We start from the raw sequence: 19,850 nt of genomic DNA on the forward strand, positions 1-19,850 counted from the left end.
CTTCCCCTACAGCCCCCAACCCCAGAGGGGACCCAAGCGCCCCCTACTCCCTCCTCATTTTCAAATCAGTGGGAATATTATGCATCTTTGTTTGATAAATCTTGACTAATCGATTAATACCTTTGAAGCGATAATCTCCCATTTCTGAGAAACATGAAGGTTGTGAGAGTATTTTGTAGGTTGTTTCACTCACAACACATTCACCTGGTGGGCAAATACCTTCCATCCGCGCAGCCAGATTAATTGTGGCTCCTAATGCTGTATAGTCAACCCTTTGGGAACTACCAACATCTCCAACCACAGCCTTACCACTGTTGATAGCAATTCGTAATTGCAGTGGTTCAGTCCAAAAATTCTTAGCATTGAGATTGTCCAGACGAGTTAACATACCCATAGCAGCAGTGACAGCGCGATCAGCATGATCCTGTTGCGGTTCAGGAGCACCAAAAAATGCCATAATGCAATCGCCAATATACTTATCTAAAGTGCCAGCGCAAGCAAAAACCTCTTGCAACATCTCCTCAAATAAATTATTGAGCAAGTCGGCAATGTGAGTTGGCGTTAATGTTTCTGAAATTGCTGTAAAACCGACTAAATCAGCGAATAAAATACTAATCTCACTTTCTTGTGGGGGTAAACGTCCATTTGGCAATGCACCGACAGCTATCAACTGCTGTACAACTGCTGGTGAATGATAGCGTTCAAGTCTTTGGCGAATGACTTCTTCGCTTTTGAGTTTCTCAACTAGCAGCCAACGTTGTACACTGGAAGCCACAAGGTTTGCTAAAGCAGAAAAAAAGCTGAGTTCTTCTTCTCCTCTTTCTGCCCAATGGTAAGAAGATAAATGAGCATCAGCGTAGAGAACACCAACAACTTTATTTTCATCCCATAAAGGCACCGCCATCGCACTACGAATGCCTTTCACCAGGAGACTATTTTCTCCTGCAAACCTTTCATCGTTTTGAGCATCAGCAGTTTGAATGGCAACTTTTTCCTCAAAGACTTTTTGGCAAATGCTACGGCTAATCCAACTGCCATCAGCGGGCAAATCTTCTTCGTAATAGATATTTCTTGTAGCAGAATTTAATAATTCTAGCTTGCCAGATCCACTCACATCAATTAATAATGCCAAACGGTCAATACTATTAAGGTAACGAAACACCACTTGCTGAACTTGAGAGAAAATTGCTTCGATTGAGGCTGCTGCAGACAGGTTTTTGGCTATATCTACTAAGTCTTTGAGGCGAGCAATTGTTTTGTCTTTGATGCCAACATCACCGTCAATATGATCAGCGAAAATCCATTGCTGTTGTAATTGTTTAACGTTGCGAAGAATTGTTCTTCCTGGAGAGACAACTCCTTGCTTAAATATGGATGATTCTACAGGAGTCAACACAACTGTCAGACACACATCCCCAAGCCAAATAGCATCACCGTTTTGCAATTCTTGGGGAGAGGTAATCAGATATTCGTTCAATTGAGTTCCGTTTTTGCTACCCAAATCTTCAATCAGCCACGCATCGGAAGGAGTTTTGACAATGCGGGCATGGTAACGTGAAACTCCGCTAGAGGGTAAGTATAAGTCACATTGTGGTAAACGACCGATTGTAAAAACATCTTGATGCACCATTACCATTCTTTTATAATTTCCCTCTTGTAGACGCAGTTTGAGTTTAGTCATGACTTCTATAAATTCATCCCAGGCATGGAGAGTGCTAGCGGTGCTAAAGCAAAGGATGTGCGATTCAGATTAACCTTCGACTTTCTTTTGATTGCACTCTCAATAGTATGCTGACAACTACAAAGACACTCCCAAAAGTAAGTAAAAGTTCCTAACCGAAGTCTTCTATTTTAGTGGTAACTCTAAAGGAATGGCACCTAATACACCTTGACGAAAATCGGTGAGTAACGTTCGCGCAGTTTTTTCGACATCGCCTTGGTAACGATACTCTGCTAAGGCGAACACGTATTCTTCTGCTGTGAAGGGAGTGGGATCAAGTTTGTAACGCGATCGCAAAGGATGTTTTGGTAAAAAATCAGGAGTCTTCTCTTGAAGTGTTTTCAGTATATCTACTAGTACTCCTGCGACTATTTGATTGTCGTAAGATGCTTCACCAATATCGTCACAAATGGCTAACTTCAAAGCTGCTTCTTGATTTTCTAACTTAGCAGGAATAACACCAGGAGCATCCAGTAATTCCAATTCTTCAGAAATTCGCACCCAACGCAGTTGACGAGTCACCCCAGGGCGGGCTGCACTTTCCACCACTCGTCGTTTCAGCAAACGGTTGATAAGAGCTGATTTACCCACATTTGGAAAGCCAATCACCACAGCACGGACTGGACGTGGTAACATTCCGCGATTTTTCCGACGTTCATTCATCGCTACTCCGGCTGCTTGCGCCGCTTTTGATATCGCAGCCACACCTTGACCTTGCTGAGCATTGGTAAAATAAGGCACTTCTTTCTGGCTCTTAAACCACTCTGTCCATACTTGCCTGACTTGAGGCAATATCATATCAACTCGGTTGAGCACCAACAACCGTGTTTTGCTTCCCACCCATTCTCCTATTTGAGGATGGTGTGTCACCAAAGGAATGCGGGCGTCGCGTACTTCAAAAACAACATCCACAAGTTTGAGATGTTCTTTTAAGTTTTTTTCTGCTTTGGCGATGTGTCCTGGATACCATTGGATAAGGTTTAATTTATAGTTTTGAGTGATTGACATTTGTTCTTTGTCCTTCGTCCTTTGTCACATGACTCAGGACTATTGATATCGTATAGCAAACCCATGAAATAAAATCCGTGGGAGGTGTCTATCGCGAATTGTAACTTATCACTGAATATAACAAGATTAAAAACCACAAATGCACACAAATTAACCTTACCCTCTCGCGTTTGCGTAGCGCCCCCTTAGGGGCTAGCGTAGACACCCGCCAGAAGGCGAACCGCAGGATAGGGACAGTTAAATCATCTGTGTGCATTTGTGTTAATCTGTGGTTTCATTTTCATGAAATTCATTTTTGCAAGAAGAACACGCCCTACTTTAACTGATGTATAATTATCCGGTTACCATCTGGATCATAAGCATATATTTCTCTCCCGTGAGAAGAATTGATCATTTCTCCTAATGGATACCCCAATACGGTCAAGTGAGCAATAACACTTTCTAAATCACTGACCTCTAAACATAAACTCATCTTACTTTTCGCTGAGTTTTCAAATTCTGAAAAGTGAGTATGTTTTGGTTGAAAAATACCTAATTTTAAACCAGGAGGTTGAAATTCAGCATAAATATTTGGGGTGTAGATAGTTGGTGTAATACCAAGAAAACTGGTATAGAACGCCACTAAATTTTCTAGATCAAAAGTTCCTAAAGTAACGAATGCATCAGTGTATTGAAAAGTCATCTCAAATATGATTTATTCCTTGTTTTTGAAACTCGTTGATTACTATCCCTTGTTTGTAAAAACGCTTATTCTCTCAATACTAGTGTAGACATTGAATCGTTCTCCTCGCAAAAATCCAATGAGAGTAATCCCAAATTCCTTTGCGACAGATACTGCTAAACTGCTTGGCGCTGAAACAGAACAAATAATAGGAACACCAGCCGCTGTACACTTTTGTAAAATCTCAAAGCTAGAACGTCCACTCACCATGACGATGTGATGACTTAATGGTAACTCCTGACTCAACAAAGCAGAACCTATTAATTTATCCAAAGCATTGTGACGCCCTACATCCTCATGCAAATTCAGCAGTTGTCCTTGGATATCAAACAAAGCCGCAGCGTGCAAACCTCCTGTCGCATTAAATATACCTTGAGCCGCTCGCAGCTTATCTGGTAAATTATAAATAATCTCAGCAGTAACAACCGGTTCTGGGAGAATCACCGGATAACCCCGCAAACGTAAAGCCTCAAGACTTGCCTTACCACAAACTCCACAAGCGCTGGTTGTGTAAAAGTGTCTTTCTAAAGGCTGTAAATCTGGATTCAAACCTTCTCGAAGGGTCACATTTACAATGTTTTGACGTTGCTCACCATCTACAGATTCATCTACGCAGTAACTCATGCGTTGAATATCTTCTTTACAGCTAATGACTCCTTCACTGTAGAGAAAACCCACAGTCAGTTCAAAATCTGCCCCCGGTGTCCGCATCGTGACAGCCAATGTACGGCGCGGGGACATTAAGCGAATTTCTAAGGGTTCTTCTGTAGTTAATTGGTCTTGTCGAGAGCGTACCTGACCTTTTTCTACTATCCAAACAGTGGTTTTGGTCTTGCTTCCAGGAGGTTTAGTCATTAGTAGTGAAGTTAATATCAATGACGGGTGGACAATTATCAATGAACAATGACCTCACAACTTCAGAATCAATTATCAAATTGATAATTGTTCATTGAATATAGGACAATACGGTTCAGTTAAGGCTAAAACTTTTTGTCAAAATTAATTTTTTTAACGAACCGCAGAGACGCAGAGAGCGCAGAGAGAAGAAAAGAGAAGAGAAAAAATGCTTAACCCAAGCGTATTGGAATATAGGACATCTTAGTGTTGGGTAAACGAAAATATAAATATATTTACTATTATATGTATAAGATTTCTTATAAACACGCTGCTCTACACCAAGCGAAATGTGACATATAACTTCCAAGCAAAATAAGCAGAGGTTGTGATGAAAACAACCTCTACTGTCAGTCCTAATCCATGATGCTGCTTACATTATGCTTGAGGTTGGTATTGTGTCTGGTGTTGCTGCAATCAAACTCTTATTATGATTCACCATCCCATTTTCAATTGGCAAACACTTGTCCATCTGAAGCCCTGGGAAGGCTTGAGTGTTTCCAACATTGCTTACTAAATCGTTGATCAGGTCAACATTTCCACCCTGATTAGCGACAAAAGTAGGATATCCAAGATTGCCTTCAAAGGTGTTCTTGCCGATGTCATCACCTTGTGTACCTGTGAGTATCTCACCAGGAACTCCTCCAGTCAAGGTATCGCTTGAATGAGAAACGCCGTTCACCAATCCGTCAGTCACCAAGTCAAGCTTGACGTTTGTTGAGTCAATCTTTGCTGTATTTGTGATTGGCTGCTTGAGTTGACCTTCTGAAAAAGTCACTTGATACTCTCCAGGTTCAAGTGCGATTTGATAACCACCTGAATCAAAGGTTTGAGTTGTGAACAATTTGTTGTCTGACTGACGAATTGCCTCGACCTTAATGCCTCCTAACCCTTCTCCAGGAGTGTAAAAGTCATCATTCTTAACTAAGTCGTCATAAGCTACCCCAGTTAAGAAAGTACTTCCTGATGCAGGTTTTCCAAAAAACTGAACGACTGATGCTTGACGCAAGTTTTCGCCATCATTCGCTGGCTGACCTAAAAAATCGATACCAGCCTCTTTCCAGTCTGCATTCAAGAAGTTACCACGATGTCCACTGCTTCCGTACAAGCTATTATGTCTTTCTTCAACGTACTGAGTTGCACTCTTGGGTGTAGAACCACCTCCCATAGAGAGGTTTTCGTTTGCTTGCGAACCCTCAGGGCTTGTCATATCATAGCCAGCTTTATAAGCTCTTTCCCAAGGCCAACCACCCTCACCATAGTGAGAAAATTTACCAGTTTCCTCTTGCCAGTTGTTATGCTCTTGTGCAGCTTTAGATAGCGTGGTATTCCAAGCTAGAGGCTGCTTCGCGTCATAGGAAATGCTATTTGAATTGAGTCCTTGTGTCAGAGGAATATTTTGACGTTGTTCTTCAGCCTGAGGATTAGCGCGAGCTCGGTTAATTAATTCGAGCATATACTGCTCGTACGCTGTAGGCTCAAAAGAGTCAGAGGATAAAGCAGGGCTGGGGTTGGTCTGATTCGAGTTAGGACTTGTACTTTGATTGGAAGTAGATTCAACTGGAGTCGGCGTGGAGACAGGTTCTGAGGCTGGGGTGGAGTTGGATGCAACCTGTGTGTTAGATTCAGAGCCTGGTATGTAGCTTACGGGATTTAGATCACCGCTACCAAACTCTTGAACCCAATAGTTGTTCTCAAAACCAACACCAATCTCTTTATAGTCGGATTTGAGAATATTAGCTCGGTGTCCAGGGCTGTTCATCCAATCTTGAACAACCTGTTCAGGTGTTTGTTGACCTGCAGCTATATTCTCCCCCATTGTTTGAGCTTCATAACCAATTTCTTTAGCTCGATCCCAAGGTTGAGAACCATCCGGTGCTGTATGACTAAAGAAACCATCTTCTGACATCTGTTGAGCATATGTATCAGCAGCATAGTTCAGCTCGGCATTTGTTTGCAATGGTTCAAGACCAGCCTTGATTCGTTCTTGGTTAGTGAGTTCAAATACCTGCTGCTCAAATGTCGTGTCTTTTGATTCCATGAATCTGTCCTCTTAAAGATTTGTTCGCATGAAATCAGCAGAAATACTCATTCTGCTGCTGCAGTTTTTGGTAGAAGCAAACCTGAAGAGGGTTAAGTCACGAGTCAGAATAATGTCTAACCTCTGTCCGAACAGACTAACATAAATTCCTTAGCAAAATCTAATTCATTACTTCCTACTTTTTTGTGGGCTTATGTAGCTCCAAGTCTTGAAACGATTCAGACAGAGGTCGATTTTGTCGCTCACATTCAGCAAATATCATTATCCTTGACGCTGATGGTGATAAAAATTGTTAATATGACCGAAGAAAGAACTCATACATAGCATCCAATACTGCTCGGATAAGCAAAAATTAGAAACCCGGTTTCGCAAAAGTTACCGGGTTTCTGGAACTTCAATTATTCTTAACCGAGCAGTATTGACATAGCATCTGTGCCGTAGGCTGGGTTTGCCCAACCCAAAAAATAGTTTTATAATTTCATCAAACTTAAGTATTCTTAACAATATAAAAAAATATTTCTAGATAGTATCTACTGACATATTTAGTGTTATACGTAACTACACACATTTGATTTCATCTATATAGTATGAAACACAAAAAAAACGTCTCTAACACTAGTGTGGTTAGGATATTAAATGTTTTAAAAACAAAAATTGTTTTATTAATCTGCGTTTTTGTCATTAGTTTTTTTAGTGTTCTGCTATCAAATTGGTTGATGGCAAGCCAAACAGCTTTTGCTAGGTTTGATATTCTGCAATCGCCTCCACGTCAACCATTAGGATATTACGACTATTTTGGCAAATTGCTGAGTTCCCATGAAGCCGCAAAGCTAGTTGAAGAGCACAGTCTTGACCCTAATGACCCAATTTCCTATCAACGAGTAGGAGCAATTCAAATCACCCAGGATTTGATTGCTAAAGGTGAAGATATATTTTTCAACCGTAAGATTGGGGATACATTTGGTCTGCAAAGTGTATTTGGTTTTCAACAAGGCATTTCTCGCATCTTACCAGAAATTACTACAGCAATTGCTAACTTGCAGGGTCAGGCGACGACAAACTTACAAATTACCCTGTCAAACGATCTAACTTTAGGCAGTCGGACTTTTCCTAAAGGAACTGTCATTAATACAGGTTTAAAAGTAGAAAGGGGAGGGAATTTTCTTCTAGGATTCACACCTAAGATTGACGTTACCTGTGCTCTTTGTCATGCAACCCTTTCCGATAAGGGTGAACGTCTCGCGGGAATACCTAATGGCGAACTTGCTATTCCTCTGTTGATTGCCTTGTCACCAAATACATCTGCTGGGTTTGCAAGGTTAAACTTTAACCCTCTAGATCCACAATACAAAGGCAATGGTAAGACTATTTTAGACAGTCAAGGTAATCTTGTAGAACTACCCGACCCAAATAAGTTTGAACAAGCTTTCGACGACGCTGTGTTAGATGTGCCTTTTGGTAACTTTGAAAGTTCTCCAGATAGCATCAACAACACCACCCAAATTCCCAGTGTCTTCACATTTAAGAATCATCCTTATGCAGCTGACGGACAGTTTGCCGTAGGTCCGTTCGCTGGACTAAGTGTTTTTAACAACGCTGTTCATTCTTCAGAAATCAATCTGTTGGCAGCTGCTCAACTGAGTGCAGCAACTCTTAACATTGACCCAGAAGTTTATATTGGTACATTTCTTCAGAATGCTGTCGATCCAAACCTACGTTTACCAACAGGAGATCCGGTAAAACCTTCAGAGTGGCTGCGCAAGGTTGCACTAGATCTGACACAAGCAGAGTTAGAAGATCAAGTCGCCGCCCCTGGTGCAGGAACTTATCCAAACTTACAACCCAGCTTGGTGACATACAACGGTTTGGTTTTCAGCCCAAATACTGGGAATCCAGATGATGTTGCCAGTGGGACATTCTTGTTTGCTGAGAATGCCATGTCTGCTTTCCAAAATAGCTTAGTACCACCTGCCAATCGCACTCCTGAAAACAAGCAAGCATTGAATACAGGTTCTGTTAGGCGTGGGGCAAAAGTATTTGCACAAGCTAAATGCACAACTTGTCACATTGCACCCTTTTTCACTGACAACAAAATTCATCCAATTGAGGAAATTGGTACAAATTCAGCTCGTGCTAAGTCTCGCCTTAAACTGAATGACTTGTTAGTACCACCTCAACTCTACACCTTTAACACAGCCGTTCCTATAGCTAGTAACGCCGAAGTATTAGATGTGCCAACGGATGGCATCTCCGATAGTCCGACGACATTACCTAAAGGTATATTACCGAATGGTGGTTACAAAACGACTTCCTTACTTGGTTTGTTTTTAAGCGCACCATATTTGCATGATGGTGGTGTAGCAGTCCGGGCAGGAAGTTTGAAGGTTGACGAAAATGGTAGTTTTACAGTTGTTGATCCCAGTGGGTTAGGGCTAACAGGTACTCTCAGCCAAGCTTTACCTGCCGATCCTGCTAGTAGCTTGCGTGCCTTGGTTGATCGTGACCTTCGCACCCTAGTTGTGCAAGCAAACAAAGCTTACCCTCCTCTAGTGCGTAGTAACCTTGATGGCACAGGTCACGATTTCTACGTAGATAGGCAAGCTGGATTTAATCCAAACCAGCAAACAGATTTGATTAATTTCTTACTGGCACTAGATGACAACCCTGGTAGCTTTTAATTAAAGCAAGAGACTGATATCTTTAGTAAACGTGCCTTTGATCCCAAGCTTGCTTCATGCAAATGTTGGTGTTGGATCAAAGGCATGTTTGCAAGATGTCTATCAAACATCTCCAGAAATTAAACTTAGTTTTCGCAGATGTCTATTTGTTTGCGTTTAAAGCTTGTGTCTCTCCGCTTGGGAATAACCCTAAACTTTTTCCAAGCGGACTACAGCATTATAGTCTGGTACTCCTTCACGCGATCGCCTATTTTTATCTAGCAGCACATTCCCTTCAGGCCAATGTACTTGTAAATTCCCTGGTTTAATCGGGGAAGTGTAAACTCTCCCTCGGAAACTACCAAGTTCATTTGTCAGAATCACGACATCACCTTCTTTTAACCCAAAGTGTTTAGCATCTACCTCATTCATCAACACCGCCTCGCGTACTGCCCCAGTAATCGCATCCTTGCGTTCTTGTACCATACTATTAAACTGTTTACCTCGACGCGTTGCTACCAGGAAACAACCCTCTGGTAATTCTCGCTCTTGATGAGACACCACCGCAAAGTGAGCCTTACCATCCGGTGTTGGAAAATTCCAGCCAAAGCACAGATGTACACCACCATACTGAAACTGATCGCCTGCTTCTTTCAGGTGTTGAATTCCAGCGTATTGTGGGACGACTTGGGCAATTTCTTGACGTATCGCAGTAGTATCAGCGAAATGTAGAGACGTTGCATGGAATGTCTCTACACGTACCCGCCTTGCCAATTCCATAAACACTTCCCACTCTGGACGCGCCTCACCAATACGCGAACCTGGAATTTCTGGACTAAAAATGACTCGGCGTTCGGTACTGGTTTCTGTCACTCCCCCTGGTATTTCGTAGCGAGTTGTTGCAGGTAACAGTACCACAGTGTCTGCTGGTTCCACAAGCATTTGGCTAGAGAGAACAATATCCATATGGACTCGCATTGGTACCTGCTTGAGCGCATCTTCTACATAATCAGGTTCTGGCAAAACTTCCAAGAAATTCCCACCTACGGAGAACAACACGTCTAACTTTCCCTCAGATGCTGCATGAATCATTTCTGGAGCAATTAAACCTTTTGTCACTGGCACATCAAAGCCCCAAAGTTTACTCAAATGGACAGCATTTTCTGGGATAATCGGTTTACCACCAGGAAAAACTGTTGCGTAACATCCCATCTCTGCACCACCCTGTACCCCAGAATGACCACGAATGGGCATCAAACCGCAACCTTCCCGACCGACAAAACCTTTGGTAAGAGCTAAATTAATAATAGCTCTCACATTGTCTTCGCCACACTCATGCTGAGTAATACCCATACTCCAAACAAAGACAGCTTTATTTGCTTCCCCAACCATCTTGGCAAAAGCATACATTTCATCGCGCTTCGTTCCCGAAAGCTGCTCTAATTCTTCCCAAGATTGCGTTTCAAGGAAAGTTTTGAGTTCATCAAATCCAGCGGTGTAGCGGTTGATAAACGACTCGTCTACCCAACCATTGGCAATCATATGTTTGATTGTCCCATTTAAAAATGCCATGTCTCCACCTACGTTTACCAAAAAGAAATCTTCAGCAAACTTGGTGCCAAACAAAGCACTTTCTGGAATTGAAGGTACCCAGTACCGCTCCATCCCAGGCTCGCGGTAGGTATTAATCACGACTATCCTTGTACCGGCTTTCTTCGCATAATGCAGGTACTTAACTGTAACAGGTTGATTATTTGCTACATTTGAACCAATAAAAACTAATAAATCAGTGCCAATCCAATCTTTGTAAGAGCAGGTGGTTGCAGCTGCACCTATTGCACCTTTGAGGCCAGCAGTACTAGGAGAATGACAGATACGGGCGGCATTGTCAATATTGTTGGTTCCCATCGCCCGCACAGCTTTTTGAGTCGCGTAGTATGTTTCGTTGACAGTGCCTCTGCTGGTAATATAGAAGCTTAAGCGGTCTGGTGTTGTGGCGCGAATGCGATTGGCGATCGCTTCCAATGCCTCATCCCAGTTGACTCGGCGAAAGCCTTTTTCTCCACTCTGGCGAATCATTGGGTAAGGAAGCCGTCCCAACTCGCGTAATTCGGCACTGGTTTTTGTTTGCAACCCAGAGATATCTGCCAAGATTGAAGGGTCAAAAGCTGGCATTGTGTTCATCTGCAAAAGCCGCAACCGGACGTTGCAGACATGAATCCCATCTACTGTCCAATCTTTCATTCCGGTTGTTCCCAAAGCGCAACCATCACAAACGCCCTTATTCAGGATATTCCACGCATAAGGCAACTTATGACGAGATAGCCAAATGGCACGAAAAACTTCCCAGTAGTTATTTGGATATTGCTCACCAATTCCAAAGGGCTTCCAACTTGCCCAATGTAAGGGTGTCCAATGCTTTTTGGGTTTAGGCAACATAATGAAGGAGCGCAGAAACTATTGGCTGAGTAATATACTCGTTGACGCACGATCTTTATTATATGTCTCGATTGTCAAGACTGATTATGAGGAGCTTGGGCAAATACGAGCTACTAAAGCAAGTGTTCAACCAGCTTTTGAGTTTAGTCTTGATTTGTGACCAATACCTCTGAACCTACATCTAAAGCAAACTCTAGTGGAATGGGTGAATCTGCTTCCTGCTTGCTGCGATTGATTTGAAAACTGAGCGATCGCACCTGCCCCAGATCCAATTGAAACCTATCTACAACTCTCCCACGAATCCTTGCTTGAAAGTGACTCAAAGGTAGTTTCACTTTTGTCCACTCTGTCCCAACAACAAACTCTTGCTCAAACGTGAGAGTTCCAGCGTCCTGCTGTGCTTGCTCGTCTTTAAGTGTTAGCGTATAAACCACTCTTGGGTCTTTAGACTTAGCGTAAAACTCAATGTACTGATATTCGCTTAAATCTAAGGATACAGGTGCTTCTATAAACGCAAACCCGACAAGTCCTTCATTACCCTCAATCGCTGCGAGTTCACCCTGAAATTGTAGTTCATCTTCAGTTTTAAGTAGTGTTGCAACGCTTGCACCAACCGACGGTCTTTCAGTTTTATCAGTCTTGATTGACCAATCCGCCTCAACAGTTGAGAGTGTCAGTCTGGGGTCTTCAAAATGACTCACTTGTGCGCTTGCCAAAGAAGAGTTTATCAAACAAAGAAGAATAGAAACTATAACTAATTTTTTTCTCATGTTAATAATTGTACACTAAGTAAGTCGGCGAGAAAAATTCAATGTATATGAAGAAATATAAATTGTCTCTTCGGGTGTGTTATGCCGTAGGAATCGCGCACCTTGAATTCTTGACGGTGCGGCGCTTGGCGACAACACACCCTACATTAAAATTTCTTAACATAGCTTGAAATATTAGCGCCGACTTACTTATAAAATAGGGTAAGAGAATGATAGCCTCATTCCCTCACTCCCTATACTACATTTGTAACCCTAACAGCTTACTCTTACTCTATTTAGCGGTGACAAACTGTTCTGTAAAGGTCGCGAGTTCGAGTGTTGTTAATAAGCTTCCGCTTTCTTCTACAGAGACCTCGACCCCAAATCGAGCGGGATTTTTCGTATTATTTGCAAATATATTCTAATAAAGCGCTCGATTTGGGGCACTTCATGGGGATTTTACACGTAAACCGGGATTTTACACGTAAAAAATAAGCCCAGCCTTTTATTTATGTCGCAATGATTCGTTTGATGTTAAAGCAACTTGCGTGATTAAAATCACTTATCTAAAACTTTTCAGACATCCTCTTAGCATGACTCGTGTAACGCTGTCGCATTTTTATATATTGACAGAATATCGTGAAGCAAGCTTTTTTTGACTTTCCAAACATCCTCTTAGAACAACTAGAGAGGCAGTCCAGTAAAAGGTATTGACAAAAAGTACAGTTTTTGCAAAAGCTGATTTATAGGTGAAAGCGATACCAGGAGTGCATAGCTATGCGTCCGCCCGTTTGGAATCCTCCCATCGAACTGTCGGCAAGCGAAGAAAAAGTCGCTCAACGTATCCGGAAAGCGAAGCTATTCCTATTTTTGAGGCAAATACGGCATGAGTTATTCGACCTAAACTTTCAGCAAGAACTAGCCAAAGTATTCAAAGACAGTAGCGTTGGCTTATGCCCAGTACCGCCTGCGCAGATAGCACTGGCTATCATATTACAAGCTTATACGGGAGTAAGCGATGATGAAGCGATAGAAGCAATGGTAATGGACAGACGGTGGCAATTGGTTTTAGATTGCCTCGACAGTGAACAAGCGCCTTTTGGTAAGGGCACATTGGTTCGTTTCCGTGCAGCTTTAATTGCAACAGAAGCGCGATTGCCCAAAGGGCAGACGCCAAGGGCGTATCGAATGTTAATTGAAAGAACAATTGAAATGGCGCAAATGCGTCAGGGTTATAGTTCTCGCACATTGAGAGCAGCGCTTGATTCAAGTCCTTTATGGGGAGCCGCACGGGTAGAAGACACCTACAATCTTTTAGGTCATGCATTACGAAAAGCTTTAGATTTAATAGCTCGCGATTGCGCGAAGCGCAGACGCCTAAAGGCGTATCGCCAACAGGATTTATCAAGCATCGCAACACAAGCAGGTGCAGATCTAGTGGCAGGAAGTAGCTTAAAAGCAGCTTTAGATTTAGATTGGGACGACCCACAGCAAAAAGCACAAGCACTTACAACAATACTACAAACACTTAACACTGTTGAATCTTGGGTTATTGAACAAACTGACCTCAATGAAAAAGTAATAACTCAAGCCAAACAAAGCATTGAGGATGCGCGAATAATCAAAGAACAGGATATTGAGGAGGAAGTTCCGGGTTCCCCAAAGCTCCGTAAAGGTGTAGCGCCCAATCGTCGTATTTCAATTGAAGATAAGGATATGCGTCATGGGCGTAAAAGCCGTAACCAACGTTTTGACGGTTATAAGCGCCATGTTCTAAAAGATTTGGATTTAGGCATGGTGCGAGTAGTTGGAGTCACGTGTGCAAACCAACCAGAAGCAGAAGTCACACAAGCAATTGAAACTGACCTAAAAAATCAAAAAGTTGAGTTAAAAGAATTACAAATATACCTTTGCGTATTTAACCAGTCATTTGGTTAAGGAACGTGATAATGATTTAATGATTGTCTGCAAATCATGGCGAGTGCGAAACGGTAAACTCTTTGACAAAACTGCGTTCATCTTAGATTGGGAGAACTCTAAAATTCTTTGTCCTAATGGAATCAGCTTACCTTTTGTGCCAGGGCAAGTAACCCATTTCCCAAAACATGAATGTAATATTTGTCCTCTGCATTTACAATGCACCAATAGTAAAAATGGTCGTAGCGTTTCGATTCATCCTGACCAATTATTGTTAAAAGAGCTAAGAGAACGTCAAAATACACCTCAAGGGAGAGCGAAACTCCAAAGAACGTGTTTCTGTTGAACATTGTCTGGCTAAAATCGGTCAATGGCAAGGCGAACAGGCTCGTTACATCGGTCTACGTAAGAATCTTTTTGATTTACGACGTATGGCAGTTGTTCATAATCTTCATGTTTTGGCTCAAATGCCACTTCCGAATCTAATAGCAGCAAATACATAATACTATTTCTTTGTCAATACCTTTTACTGGACTGCCTCTCTAGTAGTCCTTAATCACTGGAGTTTAAACTAAAAGTCGGTACTCACTCCCATAACAGTTCAATTGTACTAAAAGGCGAGAATTGAGTACAGGTATAAAAAAGCGAAGGGAGAGTCTGTAGTTGTTGCAGGCATCCTGGCAACGTTCGCGCTTGCACGCCCACTCGGATAGTCGAGCGCTCCTCGTGCGAGGAGCACCACTGGGCTGTACACACCATCCACTGCACGGGCGTGGAAAACATGCAAACTTCAAGGGCTACGAACTCGGCGTCCTGCTTTGGCGGTATGACCCAACATTCACGTAAAGCTCGCCGGACGGAAGCTTCCGCCCGGCAGACTTTACGTAAATGGGGTAAGCGTTGGTTTTTTTTAGAACCTCATGCACCGTATTGGCTGTACAATGCGCCACAATCTTTAGTTCCACTATGCGGTCGGCTAGCATCTGCAATGTCCACCGACCACGACCCTCCGGTGGCGTACTGCACGCCATCGCAATCAACCTGGCCTGCGCTTCACCATCAAACAACCGTGGTACCGCCGGATTTTCACGCTTCTTGCGCTCAAGGACCGCCGAAAAACCACGCTCGACCAGGCGTTTACGTGCCTCACAAACCGTATCTTTATTGCAATGCAGGAGTTTGGCTATCGCTTCAACTCTCAGACGCTCATCATTTTCATCGCTGTGTAAAAGTATCTGGGCATTGCGAATCCTATGGGCATCTCTTTTCCCCTTGTTCACGATCGCCTCTTATTCCTGCCGCTCCTCCTTACTTAACCGCACAATATACCTTTGCCGTTCCATTGCGCCCTCTTTCCGGTTTTGTGGTCAGGACTTTTTGTCATTTTATACCATTTTTGGCAATTCTATTCTACTAGACCATTCACATACATTTCTAAACACTCACGTTTTATTTCTTCAGAATAACCTTGCAAATCGTAAGAATCTTTGAAGAAGAAGTCAGAAGTCAGAATCCAGGAGCGGAGCAAGGAAAGCTCCGCCTCCGATCATAATCAATGAGTTGACGGTAGGATCCGCCACTCATTGTAGACCACCAAATTGAAAATTTGGTGGGGGTCTTATACCCACTTATTCAAGCGAGCGTCACACAGAATTCAATTCTGAATTCTGGCGACTGACTCCTGAATTCTGTTTGATAAACTGACGACGACACTGAACACAAATGTAATTTTGTTTACTTGCTTTTTTGCCATTCTTGCGAATATGAGTTGATCCACACCTTGGGCATTGCATAGCGATTGCCGGAGGCGCAGCTAGCTTAACACTCGAATTCATATTTCAATTATGCAACGCCCATTTTTTTTACAGTTTGTGAGAAATCCGGGTGAGCGTTTGCAACACAAATGCCAGCAATTCCACTCCCTGATTAATTTTGCTGACATCAACGCTAGCAAAGCCTAATATTAAGCCATTCCTTTCTTGTTGCAGCATTGCATATGTAGACAGCGGCTGAACCTCAAGACCATAAATAGCAGCAGCAGTCGTCGCTTTATAATCATCAATGTCCTCCGGCAACCAGCCAATTGTTTCCAAGCCTGCGTTGGTAGCAGCAATATCAAGGAGCCCATTCAACTGAGAGCGGCTAGCGTCGAGCAAAGCACTAAGGCGATTAGCATAGAGTTTACGCATGCGGCGGATGTGGCGGGCAAAATGACCTTCGACCATAAATTCGCAGAGAACTGCCTGTTGAAAGATCGGGCAATAGCGATCAATGAGTGACCTCGCAGCCACAAAGGCGTTTATCAGCTTTGGCGGAACAACAACGTAAGCCAGCCGCAAGGAGGGAAAAAGCATTTTGCTGAAGCTACCCGCATAAATCACCGAGTCGCTCTCATCTAATCCTTGCAAAGTGGTCAACGGACGCTCCTGATATCGGTATTCGCTATTATAATCGTCTTCAAATATCCATGCGTTAGTCTGCCGTGCCCACTTGAGTAGGTCAAGACGCCGATTCAGCGACATTGATACGCCAAGAGGACATTGGTGAGCTGGTGTTACATAAGCCAATTTTGCTTGGGGACATATTTGCAGTCCTAATGCGACATTAATCCCTTCCCGATCAACCTTAATCGGTATTAAGCGAGCTCCCACAGATTTGAGTATGCAACGCGCACCAGGATCACCTGGATCCTCAATCCACACGGGATCTTCCGGGTCAAGAACCAAACGGGCGACAATATCGAGAGCTAGCTGAACCTCTGGAACAATCACAACCTGCTCGGGAGTACATTTAACACCTCGGACGGTTCCCAGATAATCGGTCACCGCCTCGCGCAGTGGCAGAAAACCTTTTACGTCTTCATTAGCAAGGAGATCGCGCGGTGCTTGACGATGGATGCGAGCAGAAATCCGAGCCCAAAGATCGAGCGGGAAAGCGTCAAGTGCTGGCTGATGGGCGCGAAAGGGCTTTCCTATTTCGGTGACGTTTTCTAGAGAAAATGGTGTTTTCTCCATACACCGACCACGATTAGATAGCCCAACAGATGAGATGATTGCTTCTTGTTTTTTCACCCTGTTCGATTGTACCTGAAGCAATTCATCTGGTATTGTCGCCACAACAAACGTTCCTGACCCAACTTGGCTCTCCAAATAGCCTTCTGCAAGAAGCTGCTCAAAAACAACAACAACAGTACCCCGCGACACGCAATATTGCCTTGCTAAATCGCGGGTGGACGGTAGACGGGATCTAGGTCTAAGTCGCCCTTCTAGGATCGCCAGCCGAAGTTCTTGATACAGCCAGTGTAATAGTGGTGTACCTGATTTGCGATCACGGAGTAATAGCTCCTGAGAGCTTGCCTGCTTAGTCAATGATTTATCCTGATCTAAAATGGTCTAGTCTTTTTTTTGATAAATGGCTCTTTTAAGTAAAGCATATTGCTTAGTACATTGACGGTATTTAGTTATGTGAATTAACAAGTTGTGTAGCCAAAGGAGATAACCAGGCTCAAGTAGAGTTGGTGTGTCAAACTCTTGGGATTGCCGCATAGCAAGTTGAGCTTCAGAGGATCCTCTGTCCTCAAATTATTTTTGCAACATAACCCCCTGATTAAGCCAAGGTGAAGAGTAAAGTGAGATAAAGGCAACTCCTATGATTCTTGTAACCGGCGCAACCGGAACTAACGGCTATGAAATCTTAAAGCAACTTTCTACCACTGATGCCCAAGTGCGAGCATTTGTCCGTAATCCCAAGAAGGCATTAATGCTCAAAGAACTCGGCGTTGAAGTTGTCATAGGCGATTTCAATGAACCCGAAACACTCAATGCTGCCCTAAAGGATGTGGAAAAAGCTCTGTTGCTCTCAACACCCGATCTGCAGCAAGTGAAACTACAAAGTAATTTTATTAAAGCCGCCAAGCATTCTGGTATTAGACACATCGTCAAGTTTTCTGCCTTGGGTGCTAATCTTAACGCTCCTGCCGCAATTCTCAAGTGGCATGGACAGACCGAAAAGCAACTTGAGGAGACGGGTATTTCGTTTACCCACCTGCGACCCAACGTTTTTATGCAGAACATATTACGTGTCGCGCAAACGATTGCAACACAGAGAATTTTTTCTGACCGAGTGGGCGATGCAAAGTTTAGCTTAGTGGATGTCCGAGACATTGCAGCAGTGGCAGTGAAGGTACTCACTGAGGAAGGACATGAGGGCAAGGTATACAGTATCACGGGACCGGAAGTGCTGTCTTTTGGGGAGGTTGCTGAAAAGCTTTCCATTGCAATTGAGGAGAAAGTGACTTACGTGAGTGTGTCACCAGAGGAATACAAGAAACGTAGACTTGAGACAGGAGTGCAAGAATGGTTTGTGGATGCAGTGAATGAAATCTACAGTTACTACAGTGAAGGCATGGGTATGATTGTAACGAATGTTGTAGCTGAAGTCGCTAGAAAGCAGCCGATATCTTTTGACCAGTTTGCTAAGGACTATGCCCAAAGCTTCAAGAAAAGCTGATTACTAACTGTTCTAGTTCTGAGCGATCGCCATCGCTCAAATTTAATTCCCTCGGAGCTAATCGTGCCACACTCTAATTCCTTACTTGTCAGCACACACTACTTTTAATCTAATTGCTTATTCTTCCACAAGAATACCTGGTTAACTTACGCGCCCGCTGTACTAAGTAAGTCGGCGGAAAAAAAATTTCTAGGTATGTAACGAAAAGTTAAGGAGAACAATTGGAGTAAAATTTAACACGTTCGGTGGTGTAGTTTCCTTGCTCTCCTCTAGCTTGAACCCCGTTAATTACAGCAGGGCTGTTTCATCCCCTAAAAGGTGTAAAATGACAAGCGTCCTGGGGATGAAAACAATGAGTGCAAATCTGATTGAACAACTGCGGGAAGTTAAAGATTTTCGGGTCAAAGATGGACAAAGACATCAACTGTGGTTGGTGTTACTGTTTGTCATTATGGGGACAATGAGTGGGTACGTAGGGTATCGTGCATGGGGGGACTTTGTCAAACGGCATCGTCGTGTATTGCCAATCGAAATTTAGAATCGAAAAACATGGTGTTCCATCATACTCGACTATTCGACGAATACTGATGGGAATACATTTTGACAATCTTGCTGCAACGTTTAATCAGTGGGCACAAAACTATGTTCATGTGGATACATCAGAGTGGTTTGGAATTGATGGTAAGGTTCTAAAGGAACTGTGCAGAACTACGAAAGTGAGTATCAAAATTTTGTAAGTATCGTGTCCGTATTTGCTGAAAAAAGAGGGCTTGTGTTAGGTTTGACTAAATTGGAGAACAAAAAAGGTAGTGAAATTAGCACGGTTCAAAATTTAATTGCGGTATTGGATATCGAGGGTGTTGTTTTCAGCGAATATCAGCTCTACATTGCCAAAAAAAACTTGCAAGTTAATTATTGATGGTGGCAATGACTATGCGATAAGCCGGAGGCTTGACGCTAGCGCCCTATGCCTGCGGTACGGCTCTTGCCTATCGGCGCTAGCTCTGCCGTAGGCAATCGCCCTCAATCTTTTGCGCCGATATGGTTATTCCTCCATCACATCAGCCCAAACATTTACCTCTAATGATATTGACAAACTCTTCTCTCTTGTGGAATTTAGCAGCCCTGGATGTTCTAGGGTTTCCCCTTGGGTAGAGTCGAGAGGCGGTATTGAAATCAGTGACAGAAAGTATTA

Annotated in this window: 13 protein-coding genes and 2 pseudogenes; 5 read left to right on the forward strand and 10 right to left on the reverse strand. The window is 43.1% G+C overall.

From position 1 onward, the window contains the following. Window positions 1–43: 43 nt before the first annotated feature. The 5 genes from DP117_RS26280 to DP117_RS26300 all read right to left on the reverse strand — a co-directional run bounded on the left by DP117_RS26280 (window position 44) and on the right by DP117_RS26300 (window position 6,384). On the reverse strand, window positions 44–1,681 hold the full coding sequence (locus tag DP117_RS26280) for an adenylate/guanylate cyclase domain-containing protein (protein ID WP_169221162.1): 1,638 nt from the start codon (window positions 1,679–1,681) through the stop codon (window positions 44–46). 165 nt (window positions 1,682–1,846) lie between these two features. Continuing rightward, window positions 1,847–2,728 (reverse strand): ribosome biogenesis GTPase YlqF, encoded by an 882-nt coding sequence (gene ylqF / locus DP117_RS26285; RefSeq protein WP_169221163.1) that lies wholly within the window; start codon window positions 2,726–2,728, stop codon window positions 1,847–1,849. A gap of 313 nt (window positions 2,729–3,041) precedes the next feature. Continuing rightward, entirely contained in the window at window positions 3,042–3,410 is a 369-nt protein-coding gene (locus tag DP117_RS26290) for a VOC family protein (protein WP_169221164.1), read from the reverse strand. A 42-nt stretch (window positions 3,411–3,452) separates the two neighbouring features. Next, on the reverse strand, window positions 3,453–4,304 hold the full coding sequence (gene fdhD / locus DP117_RS26295; RefSeq protein WP_169221165.1) for a formate dehydrogenase accessory sulfurtransferase FdhD: 852 nt from the start codon (window positions 4,302–4,304) through the stop codon (window positions 3,453–3,455). 412 nt (window positions 4,305–4,716) lie between these two features. Further along, window positions 4,717–6,384: a CAP domain-containing protein gene (locus DP117_RS26300; protein ID WP_169221166.1), complete on the reverse strand. Its 1,668-nt coding sequence runs from the start codon at window positions 6,382–6,384 to the stop codon at window positions 4,717–4,719. 716 nt (window positions 6,385–7,100) lie between these two features. Between DP117_RS26300 and DP117_RS26305 the strand changes: the two genes are divergently transcribed. Next, complete coding sequence (locus DP117_RS26305) at window positions 7,101–9,062, forward strand: di-heme oxidoredictase family protein (RefSeq protein ID WP_169221167.1); 1,962 nt, start codon at window positions 7,101–7,103, stop codon at window positions 9,060–9,062. 189 nt (window positions 9,063–9,251) lie between these two features. Here DP117_RS26305 and DP117_RS26310 read toward each other — a convergent pair whose 3' ends face one another. Both DP117_RS26310 and DP117_RS26315 read right to left on the reverse strand, forming a co-directional pair. Then, window positions 9,252–11,480 carry an FdhF/YdeP family oxidoreductase gene (locus DP117_RS26310; RefSeq protein ID WP_169221168.1) on the reverse strand — a complete coding sequence of 743 codons (2,229 nt, stop codon included), beginning with the start codon at window positions 11,478–11,480 and terminating at the stop codon, window positions 9,252–9,254. Window positions 11,481–11,623: 143 nt separating this feature from the next. Then, window positions 11,624–12,181 carry a CIA30 family protein gene (locus DP117_RS26315; protein WP_169221169.1) on the reverse strand — a complete coding sequence of 186 codons (558 nt, stop codon included), beginning with the start codon at window positions 12,179–12,181 and terminating at the stop codon, window positions 11,624–11,626. Between the two features lie 825 nt (window positions 12,182–13,006). On the opposite strand from DP117_RS26315, the pseudogene DP117_RS26320 reads away from it, so the two are divergent. Next, window positions 13,007–14,649, forward strand: a pseudogene (locus DP117_RS26320) (transposase). Window positions 14,650–14,943: 294 nt separating this feature from the next. Here the strand turns inward: DP117_RS26320 and DP117_RS26325 are convergent. From DP117_RS26325 to DP117_RS26335, 3 genes and pseudogenes are all read right to left on the reverse strand, one after another. Further along, complete coding sequence (locus tag DP117_RS26325; protein WP_169221170.1) at window positions 14,944–15,426, reverse strand: helix-turn-helix domain-containing protein; 483 nt, start codon at window positions 15,424–15,426, stop codon at window positions 14,944–14,946. A gap of 414 nt (window positions 15,427–15,840) precedes the next feature. Continuing rightward, a pseudogene (locus DP117_RS26330) lies at window positions 15,841–15,939 on the reverse strand (IS1 family transposase); the annotation flags it as partial. Between the two features lie 69 nt (window positions 15,940–16,008). Continuing rightward, window positions 16,009–17,514, reverse strand: coding sequence for a PLP-dependent aminotransferase family protein (locus DP117_RS26335; RefSeq protein WP_169221171.1), 1,506 nt, complete (start codon window positions 17,512–17,514; stop codon window positions 16,009–16,011). 280 nt (window positions 17,515–17,794) lie between these two features. On the opposite strand from DP117_RS26335, the gene DP117_RS26340 reads away from it, so the two are divergent. The 3 genes from DP117_RS26340 (at window position 17,795) to DP117_RS26350 (ending at window position 19,574) form a co-directional block, all read left to right on the forward strand. Next, complete coding sequence (locus tag DP117_RS26340; protein ID WP_169221172.1) at window positions 17,795–18,655, forward strand: SDR family oxidoreductase; 861 nt, start codon at window positions 17,795–17,797, stop codon at window positions 18,653–18,655. A 325-nt stretch (window positions 18,656–18,980) separates the two neighbouring features. Further along, the gene (locus tag DP117_RS26345) at window positions 18,981–19,193 is read left to right on the forward strand and encodes a transposase family protein (protein ID WP_211176358.1); all 213 of its coding nucleotides are present in this window, start codon (window positions 18,981–18,983) and stop codon (window positions 19,191–19,193) included. Window positions 19,194–19,355: 162 nt separating this feature from the next. Further along, window positions 19,356–19,574 carry a hypothetical protein gene (locus tag DP117_RS26350; RefSeq protein ID WP_169221174.1) on the forward strand — a complete coding sequence of 73 codons (219 nt, stop codon included), beginning with the start codon at window positions 19,356–19,358 and terminating at the stop codon, window positions 19,572–19,574. Window positions 19,575–19,850: the final 276 nt, after the last annotated feature.

It is taken from the genome of Brasilonema sp. UFV-L1, assembly GCF_012912105.1.
In the GTDB taxonomy this organism is placed as follows: Bacteria; Cyanobacteriota; Cyanobacteriia; order Cyanobacteriales; family Nostocaceae; genus Brasilonema.

Coding starts and splice junctions, on each gene's coding strand:
- fdhD (WP_169221165.1), bottom strand. CDS start 4,304: ATGACTAAACCTCCTGGAAGCAAGACCAAAACCACTGTTTGGATAGTA.
- DP117_RS26310 (WP_169221168.1), bottom strand. CDS start 11,480: ATGTTGCCTAAACCCAAAAAGCATTGGACACCCTTACATTGGGCAAGT.
- DP117_RS26290 (WP_169221164.1), bottom strand. CDS start 3,410: ATGACTTTTCAATACACTGATGCATTCGTTACTTTAGGAACTTTTGAT.
- DP117_RS26280 (WP_169221162.1), bottom strand. CDS start 1,681: ATGACTAAACTCAAACTGCGTCTACAAGAGGGAAATTATAAAAGAATG.
- DP117_RS26300 (WP_169221166.1), bottom strand. CDS start 6,384: ATGGAATCAAAAGACACGACATTTGAGCAGCAGGTATTTGAACTCACT.
- DP117_RS26340 (WP_169221172.1), top strand. CDS start 17,795: ATGATTCTTGTAACCGGCGCAACCGGAACTAACGGCTATGAAATCTTA.
- DP117_RS26305 (WP_169221167.1), top strand. CDS start 7,101: ATGGCAAGCCAAACAGCTTTTGCTAGGTTTGATATTCTGCAATCGCCT.
- ylqF (WP_169221163.1), bottom strand. CDS start 2,728: ATGTCAATCACTCAAAACTATAAATTAAACCTTATCCAATGGTATCCA.
- DP117_RS26345 (WP_211176358.1), top strand. CDS start 18,981: ATGACAAGCGTCCTGGGGATGAAAACAATGAGTGCAAATCTGATTGAA.